We start from the raw sequence: 13530 nt of genomic DNA, 5'->3' as shown, positions 1-13530 counted from the left end.
TTTACATTTAAACTAATATTAGCTGAGCCATAGATGAAAAAACGCTACAAAGTACTTATCGGCCTTTCGGCATTAATTGTTGCAGGCTACTTATTGGGGCCAAAACCCAAAAAGCCGGTTTATAACAAAGAACTCACACAGGTGCCCGATCTGGAAGATTTAGACCGTTATGTGGCCAGCATAGAATCGATGCACAAAATAAAACCGGGTAACGAAGCCGAAATCATCTGGGCCGATCCCCTCCACAAGCAAACCGAGTATGCCATTGTTTACCTGCATGGTTTTTCGGCATCAAAAACAGAAGGAAACCCCGTTTACCTAAATCTGGCCAAAGAATTAAATGCCAATTTATACTTAGCGCGTTTGGCCGACCATGGCATTGATACACTTGCACCTATGCAATATTTCACTGCCGACCGCCTTTGGGAAACCAGTAAACAGGCTTATGCCATCGGTAAAAAATTAGGCAAAAAGGTGATTTTAGTGGGTACTTCTACCGGAGGAACTGTCGCTTTAAAACTAGCGGCCACCTATCCTGAAATTAACAGTTTAATTTTATTGTCGCCAAATGTGGCCATTAACGATAAAAATGCATGGCTTTTGAATAACCCATGGGGTTTACAGATTGCCCGAAAAGTGGTGGGTGGCGATGAACGCAAAGTAGACGATCGCACTGACGAATATAAAAAATACTGGTATACCAATTACCGCCTCGAATCTCTGGTAGAGCTGGAAGAGTTTATTGAGAGCAGTATGGTAAAAACGACTTTCCAAAAAGTAAAACAACCTGTTTTAATGCTCTATTATTACAAAAATGAACTCGAACAAGATCCTGTAGTCCGTGTAGATGCTATGCTGAAAATGTTCGATGAACTGGGTACACCTAATAATTTAAAAAGAAAACAAGCCATACCAAACGCAGGGAATCACGTAATGGGATCGTATATTACTTCGAAGGATTTACCAAGTGTAGAAAAGGCTATTGAAAGTTTTGTGGGGAGTACGTTGGCAATAACTGTTCATCATTAAATTTGAGAAATGATAATCAACTTTTTAAAGGCGCGAAGATTTAAGAAAGACATACAAAAATTGGAAGAGAATATCGTAATGTTGCTAGCAAACGATTTTCCTGAGATGGCAGACAATTATCTGCATTGGACATTCAGCACAGCAGGGCAGCTTGCAGATAAAACAATATATATTTTACATCAAAGCACGGATAATTTCTATTATGAGCGAAACAGAGCGAAACATAAAAAACATTTCTTTTTAACAGGGGTTGAAGTGTTAAACAAACAAACAGGAACTTATATTCCAATAAGATTAACAATTTCCTATAATCTCATTCAAGATATCTCCCTACCACTTAACACAACACTAAGAAGTGAGTATGAATTATCAGAACTCAGGATTAATAACTTGTATAAAGAAGATTTCATCTTAAAAAACACGGACGAAAAAAAACTTAAAAAAATCCTTTCTAATGTTAGCGAAGAGCAAAAAAACTTATTAGAAATTGAAGATACTATAGAAATTGAGCTCGACGAAAAATATTATTACACCATTTTAGATATGGAAGACGGAAACTATATCGCCGTTAACAAACGTGGAAATGTATTCAGATTGATCCATGATCATGAAGAACCAGCAAAAAAAATATTTCAAAATGTTCAAAAATTAATGGAGTCATATTCTGGAGATAAATATGAGTTGCAAAAATATTTAGAACAATAATCGCCACCATTTCCTGATTTAATTCAGATCGGGCTATTTACTACTATATAGATGCTGAAATAAATTCAGCATGACGGCTAATATTGTATATTTATTAAACAAATCTAAATCTCGCTCATTATGAAAAACAAACCATTATTGCAGGAAATTTTATGGCTCTTAGCTTGCATTGCAATTAGCATAATTATCGGCTTCTGCATATTTGGAAAAACCCTTTTTAGCAATTCCATTGACATCAATCTTCACGACACCTATTTCGTGATTAAAAAACAGCATTTATTGATATTCTTTTTCATTATTATTTCTTTTTTCGTTTACTATTTTAAAGAGCTTAAACACTCATTTTGCAGAAAAATTCAACGCTCATTTATTTTCTTTTTAGGCTTTATTTTAATCCTGCTAGCTTCCATAGCAGTACAACTTCTGCCTTTCTTTAATCCATACCACAATATTAACGGCTGGACGATTTACCCGCCATTGTCTGCACAACCAGAAATCAATCAATATGAACAAAACTTCACTATTTTAACGATCGTATCTAAAGCTGTGCTTATACTTCAAATTATAGTAGTTTCTATGATGCTATCTGTAACCTATAAATGGGGAAGCTCAAAAAATAATCAATTAACTTCAGAAGTCTAAAAGCCTAGAGTGCAGAAGACTTCGGAAGTTTTTACGTGGATGTAAGACTTACGAAGTTATTCCATCGCTTATCCCCTGGCTAAACTTCGTAAGAAATTTAACTCAAAATATTTTTTACAATCATTTCGGCGTGTACCCTAGAATTTTCGATAAAAAGTTTGTGGGTATCTAGTCCGCCGCAAACTACACCAGCCAAATACAAACCTCTCACATTCGTTTCCATGGTTTCTTCGTTATAAACCGGGCAAAGTGTTTCGGGCAGTTCGATGCCGAATTTCCTCAGCATTCCGAAATCCGGTTGGTAACCGGTCATTGCAATTACAAAATCGTTCGGGATGGTTTTTATTCCTTCGGGTGTTTTAATGTCTACCTCGCCTTCCCTTATTTCAATCAATTCGGAGTTAAAAAGTGCTTTAACTTCTCCTTCTTTAATCCTGTTCTGTATATCCGGGCGCACCCAATATTTCACATGAGGGCCAAGATCGCAGCTGCGTACAACCATAGTTACATTTGCACCTTTCCGATACGTTTCTAAAGCAGCATCTACGCCCGAGTTATTGGCGCCAACCACTACCACATTTTGAAATGCATATAAATGCGGGTCCTTATAATAATGCGTTACTTTTGGCAAATCCTCTCCTGGAACATTCATCAACAATGGCACATCATAAAAACCAGTAGCCACAATTACATTATTGGCCGTATAATTAGTTTTAGTGGTATTAATTTCGAAAACATCATGATCCTTTTTAACAACTTGTTTTACGCTTTCAAAAAGATGGATATTTAAATCAAATTTTTCGGCCACACGACGGTAATACTCAACCGCTTCATTTCTGTTAGGTTTCGGACTGATGGTTACGAAAGGAACTCCTCCAATTTCTAACTTTTGAGAAGTAGAAAAGAAGGTCATAAACACCGGATAGTTAAACAAACTGTTCACCAAAGCACCCTTCTCTACAATTACATAGCTTAAGTTTGCTTTTTGCGCCTCTATTGCACAGGCCATCCCTATTGGGCCAGCACCGATAATTAATACGTCGTAATGATTTTGATTTTCAGACATCCAGTTTTTATTTCGCTTAAAGAGTGGTCGTCATCTCGACTGCAGCACCGCGGAATGGAGATATCTGTTAGCATAGATTTCTCGACTGCACTGTGTTCCGTTCGAAATGACGATCTCTTTTATTTATTAAACTTTCATTGCTTTGCTTGGGCAGGCGAAATCGGTTCTTTTTAAACCGGTATTTTTAATTGCGCCGTAACCGCCTGCAACATCAATCACATTTTCTACTCCACGTGATTTTAAGATGGAAGCAGCAATCATTGATCGGTAGCCACCTGCACAGTGAATATAATAGGTAGATTTTGGATTAATCTCGCCAGTCCAGTCGTTAATAAAATCTAACGGCCGGCTCAGCGTAAATTCCAGATGTTCTGCTTCATATTCACCTGGTTTGCGTACATCAAGTGCTGTAATTTCGCCGTTAAGACTAGCTGTTTCAAATGCTTCGGCAGAGATTGATTCAATAGTATCGATTTCCTTACCAGCATCTGTCCACCTTTCGAAACCACCATCTAAATAGCCTATGGTACTATCGTATCCTACGCGGGTTAAGCGGGTAATGGTTTCTTCTTCTTTACCCTGATCGGTAATCAGTAAAATTGGCTGCTGTAAATCGGTAATCAAAGCACCAACCCAGGGTGCAAACTGTCCGTTAAGGCCAATATTGATCGAATTTGGAATAAAACCTTTTGCAAAAACCTGCGGATCGCGGGTATCGAGCATAATTGCCCCTGTTTGGTTTACAGTATCTTCAAAAGCTTGCGGGGTTAAAGCGTTTAATCCTTTCTCGTAAACCTCATCAATACTTTCCACCCCACCTTTATTAATGGCAGCATTTTTAGCAAAATATTGTGGTGGTGGCAAAATGCCATCTGTTACTTCTGCAATGAATTGCTCTTTTGTTTCGGCTTTTAAAGCGTAATTTACTTCCTTTTGGTGCCCTAAAGTATCGAAAGTTTCTTTACTCATGCTTTTGCCACAGGCAGAACCTGCACCATGCGCCGGGTAAACAATTACATCATCAGCTAAGGGCTTTATTTTTTCATTTAACGAATCGTAAAGCATTCCCGCTAAATCTTCCATGGTTAAATGGCCTTTTTGCGCTAAATCAGGTCGACCAACATCGCCAATAAATAAGGTATCGCCACTAAAAATGCAGTGATCTTTCCCATTTTCATCTCTTAGCAGATAAGTAGTCGATTCTAAAGTATGCCCGGGAGTATGTAAAGCGGTAATGGTTACGTTTCCAATTTTAAACTGCTCACCATCTTTGGCAATGTGCGATTTAAACCCGGTTTTAGCGGTTGGGCCATAGATAATTTCGGCACCAGATTTCTCTGCCAGATCTACATGTCCGGAAACAAAATCGGCATGAAAATGCGTTTCAAAAATATATTTAATGGTGGCTCCTGCTTTTTCAGCTTTCTTTAAATACGTTCCAACCTCTCTTAGCGGATCAATAATTGCAGCTTCGCCATTACTTTCGATGTAATAAGCGGCTTCTGCCAGGCAACCTGTATATATTTGTTCTATTTTCATGTTTTCTTCGCAACGTCACCCTGAATTTATTTCAGGGTCTTACCAGAAAGATGCTGAAACAAGTTCAGCATGACGGATCTATTACAGCAAAAATAGCGCTAAATACTTATAACCGAAATGATGTCGGTCATAATTGCAGAAGTTTTACTTACTGTAATGCAAAACTGCTAACTGAGAATTGTCAACTGCAATTGATTTGGGCGTTACCCTAATCCCGATGAATCGGGAAAGGGTCGGGCTTTTTCAGGGCTGCGCTTCGCTCCGGTACCGATGAAGACCTGTGAAACAAGCAAGCATACCGTGATTAAATAAAAACAGATGCTTAATCGGTACTAAACCCTTACAATCCCTAACGCGGATCTATCGCAATTTCAGAATTTATGCAACGACCCATGTTGCTAAACCTGATAAAGCGTAAAGCCCGGACTGAGGTATCCCGATTCATCGGGAAGGGCTTGAAGCGGTAGCAGGACTAAGCGTGCCATTATAACAGAACCCATCATTTCCAAAAACGATGAAAATAACCCTACACTTCAGGATTAAATCCGTAGTTCTGTAAACGGGATTACAAATCCCGACTAGCACTAATCTTTAGTCAATTCACCCCTTAGCGATTCTTCCATTAATTTTCGGCTTTCTTCTATTGACAAGCCCAAGCCCATTACAAACATTAGCTTTGTAACTGTAGCCTCGAAAGTTAAGTCGTAGCCACTTAAAATGCCCATTTTCAACAATTCTCTACTGGTTTCGTAACGTCCCAATTGTACAGATCCTTTTTTACACTGAGAGATATCGATGATTATCTTTCCATTCAAAATAGCCTGACGCAAACTATCTAAAAACCATTGTGCGGTTGTTGTATTACCTGAGCCAAAAGTTTCTAAAATAATGGCGTCTACCTTAGAATCTGTAATCGCCTGAACCGCCTGTGGCGTTATTCCAGGGTATAATTTCAGCACCCCGATATTAGAATTAAAATTGGTGTGTAATTTTAATTCTCCTTTCGGTGCTTTAAGAATATAATTTCTGTAAAACTGCAGGTGAACGCCCGCTTCGGCAAGTATCGGGTAATTTGGCGAACGGAAAGCTTCGAACTTTTCGCTGTTGTACTTTATAGAGCGATTGCCCCTAAATAACTGGGAATCAAAATAAATGCAAACCTCTGGAAAAAGTGCTTTTCCATCTTCTTTGGTTGCTGCAATCTCTAGAGCGGTAATTAAATTCTCTTTGGCGTCAGTCCTGATTTCGCCAATAGGGAGTTGCGAACCGGTTAAAACAACTGGTTTAGCTAGATTTTCGAGCATAAAACTCAATGCCGATGCGGTGAAGGCCATGGTATCAGATCCGTGGAGAATAACAAAACCATCGTACTGATCGTATTTATGATAAACGAGTTCGGCTAATGTTTTCCATATTTCAGGATCCATGTTTGAAGAATCCAATACCGGATTGAAGGAATGCACATCTAAATCGTAGTCTAAACGGTTTAACTCAGGAACGTTTTCTTTTATCTGCTGAAAATCAAATGGAATTAACATCCCATTTGTAGGATCGTTAACCATACCGATAGTACCGCCGGTATAAATTATAAGTATTTTGGTCATTTGGTTGGGTGAAGGTTGCTCACCGCAAAGAAACTAAAAATTTACAAATGATCGGACGATATTTTTAAATTAGCAACAAAAAAGCTAAAAAACGCTAAAAAATTGTCAAAATGATAAATTTTATGTGCTTATTTTAAAATAAAAGAAATACAATATTGTCGTCATCCTGAACTTGTTTCAGGATCCAGAAAGAAAGATGCTAAAATAAAAATTACAACGACAGAATCTAAAACTTAAGCGTCATTCCCGCGCATGCGGGAATCTTAAAGCTATTGCATTACGATTCCCAATCAAGTTGGGAATGACGAACCGCTAAAATTTGCCGAATAAGGATAATAACATTTAAACCCCAAAAATTTTCTTCGAATTCTCTGTGGTTACATCCGCAATTTCTTCAATAGGAGTGCCATAAATATCGGCCAGTTTTTGGGCAATATAAATCAAATAACTGCTTTCATTAGGCTTTCCACGGAAAGGAACTGGCGCCAAATAAGGTGAATCAGTCTCTAAAACTACATTAGCTAAAGGAATTTCTGATAATACCAGATCCAATCCAGCTTTTTTATAGGTAACTACACCACCAATGCCTAAATAAAAATTTAAGTCGATGGCCTGTTTAGCCTGCGCTAAATTACCAGTAAAACAATGAAAAATACCGCGCAGTTTTTCGTCCCTTTCACTTTCCAGTAACTCGAAAACCTCATCAAAAGCCTCGCGACAATGGATCACAATCGGCAAACCTAAATCTTTTGCCCAGCCAATCTGTTTGCGAAAAGCATCTTGCTGAATGGCCAAGGTAGTTTTATCCCAATACAGATCGATCCCGATCTCACCAATGGCATAAATTTTCCGACCGGAAATGCTATTGTAAATTTCGTCCAATTGAGCAAGATAATCTTCCTTCACATCACAAGGATGTAAACCTGCCATTGCAAAACAATTTGCCGGATATTTCGCCACCAGATCATCTATCATGGCAATTGATTTTACATCAACATTAGGCAAAAATAAACGGTTAACGTTATTCTCGAAACAGCGTTCCATTAACTGCGCTTGTTTCTCGGCATCCTGCTCGTAATATAAATGGGTATGGGTATCGGTAAAAAGCATGTTTATAATGTAAAATGGGTAATGTACGATTGAAATGGGGCTTAAGTTGTTCGTCATGCTGAACTTGATTCAGCATCTATTTGTACATAAAGACCCTGAAACAAATCCGATAGCTATCGGATCAGGGTGACGATCGCTTAAAACCTGTAATCTCGGTCTTTCTGACCTCCAACCTCAGACTATTTCTTCTTCTTAGACGCTTTGACCTCAGACTTCAAACTGCCGACCTCGGACTCTAAAGCCATTTCCTTTTTCAAAAACTTTCCGGTTAAACTGATCGGGTTCTGGATTAAACCTTCTGGTGTACCTTCGAATAAAATCCTTCCGCCACCAGCACCGCCTTCCTCGCCTAAATCGATCACCCAATCGGCAACTTTAACCACATCTAAATTGTGTTCAATTACCAAAATCGTATTTCCTTTATCAACCAGTTCTTGCAATACGCCTAAAAGCACATTAATATCTTCGAAGTGGAGCCCTGTTGTAGGCTCATCTAAAATATAGAAGGTTTTTCCGGTATCTTTTTTAGAAAGCTCTGTAGCCAATTTAACCCGCTGCGCCTCGCCACCCGATAAAGTAACCGATGATTGTCCTAAAGTGATATAACCTAAACCAACATCTTTCAATGTTTTGATCTTCCTATAGATGATCGGGATATTTTCGAAGAAATTACAGGCATCTTCGATACTCATATCCAGCACATCACTGATCGATTTTCCCCTGAAACGAACTTCTAAGGTTTCTCTATTATATCTTTTTCCACCACATTCTTCACAAGGCACCTGTACATCAGGCAAGAAATTCATCTCAATCACCTTTAAACCAGCACCTTGACAGGTTTCGCAACGGCCACCTTTTACGTTAAAAGAAAAACGGCCGGGTTTGTAACCACGGATTTTGGCCTCGGGCAGCTGTACAAACAAGTTTCTGATGTCGGAGAAGACTCCGGTATAAGTAGATGGATTAGAACGAGGTGTTCTGCCGATAGGTGCCTGATCGATTTCAATTACCTTATCAATTTCTTTCAATCCGTTAATTTTCTCGTAAGGCAAAGGTTGTTTTTTCGCCCTAAAGAAATGGTGATTTAAAATCGGATATAAAGTCTCGGTAATCAAACTCGATTTACCACTACCCGAAACTCCGGTTACGGCAATAAATTTACCCAAAGGAAAATCTACTGAAACTTCTTTTAAATTATGCCCGGTAGCTTTTATGATAGACAATTTATGTCCATTTCCTTTTCTACGGACTTTTGGCGTTTCAATTTTCTTTTTGCCGTTCAGGTAATCGGCAGTTAAGGTATTCGACTTCAGGATCTGTGCGGCAGTTCCTTCTGCAACTACCGTTCCGCCGTGGATACCTGCTCCAGGACCAACATCAATTACCCAATCGGCCTCCAGAATCATGTCCTTATCGTGTTCTACCACCAAAACGGTATTTCCAAGATCACGGAGATTTTTAAGCGCATTGATTAAACGTTCGTTATCGCGCTGGTGCAAACCGATACTTGGCTCATCGAGGATGTACATTACATTCATCAATTGAGAACCGATCTGCGTAGCCAAACGGATCCGTTGTGCCTCACCGCCTGAAAGCGTACGGGCTGTCCTATCGAGCGTTAAATAGGTTAAACCAACATCTGTTAAGAAACCGATCCTGGCTTTAATCTCTTTTAAAATTTCCTTTGCAATAATATTCTGACGGTCGGTAAGTCGTTCATCTACTTTTTCGAACCAGATATTCAGGTTGAAAATATCCATTGATGACAGTTCGAAAATGTTCTTGCCATCAACTTTGAAATGCAGGCTTTCTTTTTTAAGTCGTGCGCCGTTACACTCCGGACAGGTTTTCAGTTTACGGAAAGTTTCCATATCATCAACCGCAGCCTCACCCCGTTTTTCGTTCTGCTCTTCGAGCATTTTAATAATACCATCGAAAGTGATATTATAATTCTGAACGTTCCATTTATTGTACTCAACAGCCACATTGATCAGATCGTGTGTACCGTTTAGGATAATATTGATGATATCATCACCCAGTTTTTCAATTGGGGTAGAAAGCGAGAAATTATATTTTTTGGCCAGCGCTTTTAATACCTGGAACATCCAGATATCACGATATTCGCCTAATGGAGCCAAACCACCGTTTAAAATACTCAGCTTTGGGTTTGGAATCACTGATTCTTTATCCACCACGAAGATATAACCTAAACCGTCACAACGTTCGCAGGCACCATATGGTGAGTTGAATGAAAAACTGTTCGGTTGAGGTTCATCGTAAGAAATACCTGTGGTTGGGCACATCAAAAACTTACTGAAATGCGCAACGTTATTATCTTTATCGCTGATTTTGATCACACCTTTACCCATTTTCATCGCAATCTGCAACGAATCTAGCAAGCGTTTTTTATCCTTCACATCAATGATCAAACGGTCAATCACCACTTCGATATCGTGAATTTTATAACGGTCTACCTGCATTTTAGCAGAAATATCCTTTATTTCTCCATCTACACGAACCTTTACATAGCCTTGTTTACGGATCTGCTCGAAAAGCTCGCGGTAATGCCCCTTTCTACCTTTAACAACAGGCGCAAGAATATTTACTGCAACACCATCAAATTTATTAAAGATATTCTGCAGGATCTGGTCTTCGCTCATGCGCTCCATCTTCTCGCCAGTATTGTACGAATAGGCATCGGCAACACGTGCATAAAGTAAACGCATAAAATCGTAAATCTCGGTAATGGTACCTACGGTAGAGCGCGGGTTTTTACTGGTGGTTTTTTGCTCAATGGCAATAACCGGGCTCAATCCCGAAACCTTATCTACATCAGGGCGCTCCATCCCGCCCATAAACTGGCGGCTATAGGCACTAAATGTTTCCATATAGCGGCGCTGTCCTTCCGCGTAAATGGTATCAAAAGCCAACGAAGATTTACCGCTTCCGCTTAACCCTGTTATTACAACAAGTTGGTTGCGTGGAAAACTGACATCTATATTCTTTAAATTATGTACCCTCGCACCATATACTTCTACATCTTTTTGCTCGCCGAGGTCGATAGATTTATTGCTCATATTTATTAAAAGTTGGAGGCAAAATTGAGCCTTTCAAAAGACAAAATTTCAATCCGCAAAAATGCTAAAAATTTTATCAAAATGAAAGTCTAATGCAATCTTGATTAAGGATTAATTGTCATAATGTCGACTTCTATTTCGTAGGAAATCAGACGTAAACAGAAGATACAGATTAAAAGGCTAAAAAAAGTTTTCGCCATACTTCACAAACGCTGTAAACGATACAATGGTTTTGTATTTTTAGAGAACTTTTAAAATTTTAAGCTCCTTACCCAATGCAACCTAATAAGCATCTTAAAAAAGATCTCTCGACTCCGCTGCTCTCCGCTCGAGATGACGACACACCTGTGGGCACCATGCGAACCAATGAACCAATGGCTAATAAACCAACCTACCACTCTATCGTCGTTCCATTCTCTGTCGGATGTCCGGTACAAACCAAAACCCTGCCTCTTTCCAACTCATCATCAGTAAGCACCTCATTGTAATCCATCCTTACCCCACCTTTGGTGCAATTGGCCACACAGGTACTACATACACCCCCGCGACAACTATAAGGGAGTTTGATTTTATTTTCCAGCGCAACATCTAAAATTCTTTTTGGCCAGGGCACTTCAAGGTTATAAGTTTCCCCTCTAAAGTTTAAAATTACCGAATAAGTGTTTTTATCGACAAGCTTTTCTGCCGAACCATCATCCTCATCCACCTCATCTTCTGGCAATACAAAGGTTTCTCTTTTAATCTGTTTGATATCGAAACCCATGCCCAGCAAAGTAATCCGGCATAAATCCATATAAATTATCGGGCCACAGCTGTAAAACAGCGCATCATTCCGATCAAAATGCAAATGTTCTTTGAGTAGCTTTTCGATATAGAATTTGTTTAGGCGGGCCGTCATTAGGTTTTTGCTATTGCTGAAAACCCAAACAATCTTTAACCTATCCGGATATTTCTTTTGCCATTCGTTCAGCTCATCATAAAATAATGCATCCTCCATTGATCGGTTACTATATACCAGTGTAACCAACGATTTTTTCTCACGCACCAATGCTGTTTTCAAAATCGAGAATAATGGAGTAATCCCCACTCCTGCAGCGAACAGAAAAAGATCGCGTTTCAGGTTTTCTTCTGGCAAGTAGCAGAACATCCCTTGAGGCTCTTGCGCCAATAGAATATCATTTACCGAAGTTTTATGGTGTAAAAATCTCGAAATCTCTCCATTTTCTACCCTTTTTACTGTAATAGCCAAAGGCTCATCCACATCTGGCGAGCTGTTAAAAGAATACGACCGCCTTATTTCCTTATGTTTTCCCTGAAAAATCAATGAAATAAACTGACCTGCCAAATACTTTGGATATTGTTGATCTACCTCCTCAAACTGAAAAGTAATATTATCACCAGGCTGATTTATGATTTTATTGATGCGCAGTTTGAACATAATACAAAGAAAGGAAATTGATTTATTAGTTCAATCGTTCATTGGTCATTAGTTCATTGGTTAGCATAATGCAGAAGTATCTCCGTGCTAATCTGTGTTTCCGTGGCTAAATGTTTATTGGTTCAATTGCCGTTTGTTCATTAGTTAGCACCGTGCAGAAAAACAACTCCGTGGTTTCGGTGTTTCCGTGGCAATAAAGTTCATTGGTTTATTTGCCATTGGTTCATTGGTTAGCAAAACAAATTTGTGTAATCCAACATCTGTGCAATCGCCTTCATAAAAAAAGCGTCCCGATTTAAAACCGGGACGCCTTACCAAATGCTTGTCTTTATCTTAATTATATTATTCGGCGTTGTAGGCCAATAATACTCTCGGTTTTTCGTAACCGTAACGTTTCGGATGTTCCATAATCTGTTTCATAGAAATCACTTTATAAACATAGCCTCCGGTTTCGCGGTTCAGCTTCATTTTGTAGTAATTGTCTTGATTTTGATTATTGATCTGCTTGCGCAGACGTCCGTCGCCAACATTGTAAGCCGCAGCTACCAATGTCCAGCTTTCTAAACCTTTATACATTTCTTTAATGTATTTGCAGGCAGCGATGGTCGATTTACGCAAATTATAGCGTTCATCAACATTTCCGTTTACTCTTAATCCATAGGTACGGGCTGTGCCAGGCATAAACTGCCAGATTCCGGCTGCACCTTTTGGAGAAACTCCTTCCGCCATTCCAGATTCGACCAGGGCCAAATACTTAAAATCGTTTGGAATTCCGTAGGCAGCAAGAATAGGCTCAATTACAGGAAACCATTTTGCTGCTTTTGCATGCAATTTATTGGTTTGGGTATTTCCGTAAGTGTGTGCTGCAAGGATTTTTTTCATTTTGCGTTCTACCTTTTTATCGCCTAACGGCAGGGTTTCTTCGGCAAAATTTAACTGTGCCATTAAAGATAGCGGCTTTTCCGCATTTTCAACTTCCAGGCTATCAGATTTGGGTATTGTAGTGTTTAATTTTTCTTCTTTTAAAAGACTTTTTTGTGCTAAGGGCATTTGGTAAGCGAACACTTTTGCCAAGATAAATAGTGTTGCCACTACCGCAAATGGTACGATGTGTTTCTTTAACATTTTCCTCCTTTTTTTGGTGAACTTATATAAAAACGTTGGCAAAGGTAAAAAATAATAAGCACATTATCAAATAGTTACAAAACTAACCCCAAAAATCAGCCCCTAAAGCACTTTAAACGTGGATTTTAAATTTTGATTTTCAGCGTAATTTTCCTATTTTAGAGGCTATTTTTTTATCTAATTTTTTCGCTCTTA

The 13530-nt window shown here is 39.0% G+C and carries 10 protein-coding genes; 3 read left to right on the top strand and 7 right to left on the bottom strand.

The window, feature by feature from the left end; all coding sequences use genetic code 11:
- Positions 1–33 precede the first annotated feature (33 nt).
- From AC1DNH_RS11490 to AC1DNH_RS11480, 3 genes are all read left to right on the top strand, one after another.
- Entirely contained in the window at positions 34–1029 is a 996-nt protein-coding gene (locus AC1DNH_RS11490; RefSeq protein ID WP_477609186.1) for an alpha/beta hydrolase, read from the top strand.
- A gap of 9 nt (positions 1030–1038) precedes the next feature.
- Positions 1039–1734 carry a hypothetical protein gene (locus AC1DNH_RS11485; protein ID WP_477625388.1) on the top strand — a complete coding sequence of 232 codons (696 nt, stop codon included), beginning with the start codon at positions 1039–1041 and terminating at the stop codon, positions 1732–1734.
- A 120-nt stretch (positions 1735–1854) separates the two neighbouring features.
- Positions 1855–2376, top strand: coding sequence for a hypothetical protein (locus AC1DNH_RS11480; protein WP_477578335.1), 522 nt, complete (start codon positions 1855–1857; stop codon positions 2374–2376).
- Between the two features lie 97 nt (positions 2377–2473).
- On the opposite strand, the gene AC1DNH_RS11475 is transcribed toward AC1DNH_RS11480, so the two are convergent.
- The 7 genes from AC1DNH_RS11475 to AC1DNH_RS11445 form a co-directional block, all read right to left on the bottom strand.
- Entirely contained in the window at positions 2474–3442 is a 969-nt protein-coding gene (locus tag AC1DNH_RS11475; protein ID WP_477578337.1) for a YpdA family putative bacillithiol disulfide reductase, read from the bottom strand.
- A 126-nt stretch (positions 3443–3568) separates the two neighbouring features.
- Complete coding sequence (locus AC1DNH_RS11470; RefSeq protein WP_477578339.1) at positions 3569–4981, bottom strand: MBL fold metallo-hydrolase; 1413 nt, start codon at positions 4979–4981, stop codon at positions 3569–3571.
- A 584-nt stretch (positions 4982–5565) separates the two neighbouring features.
- Complete coding sequence (locus AC1DNH_RS11465) at positions 5566–6585, bottom strand: asparaginase (protein ID WP_477578341.1); 1020 nt, start codon at positions 6583–6585, stop codon at positions 5566–5568.
- A gap of 342 nt (positions 6586–6927) precedes the next feature.
- On the bottom strand, positions 6928–7695 hold the full coding sequence (locus AC1DNH_RS11460) for a TatD family hydrolase (RefSeq protein ID WP_477607658.1): 768 nt from the start codon (positions 7693–7695) through the stop codon (positions 6928–6930).
- Between the two features lie 179 nt (positions 7696–7874).
- On the bottom strand, positions 7875–10772 hold the full coding sequence (uvrA, locus tag AC1DNH_RS11455; RefSeq protein WP_477578292.1) for an excinuclease ABC subunit UvrA: 2898 nt from the start codon (positions 10770–10772) through the stop codon (positions 7875–7877).
- Positions 10773–11163: 391 nt separating this feature from the next.
- A complete protein-coding gene (locus AC1DNH_RS11450; protein WP_477578290.1) occupies positions 11164–12210 on the bottom strand; it encodes a 2Fe-2S iron-sulfur cluster-binding protein in 1047 nt (348 codons plus the stop codon).
- Between the two features lie 342 nt (positions 12211–12552).
- Positions 12553–13335 (bottom strand): lytic transglycosylase domain-containing protein, encoded by a 783-nt coding sequence (locus AC1DNH_RS11445; RefSeq protein ID WP_057931183.1) that lies wholly within the window; start codon positions 13333–13335, stop codon positions 12553–12555.
- Between the last annotated feature and the right edge of the window lie 195 nt (positions 13336–13530).

It is taken from the genome of Pedobacter sp. 01N310 (genome assembly GCF_056399805.1).
The sequence above is the reverse complement of the archived record's forward strand: the minus strand, read 5'-3'. Positions and strand labels throughout refer to the sequence as shown.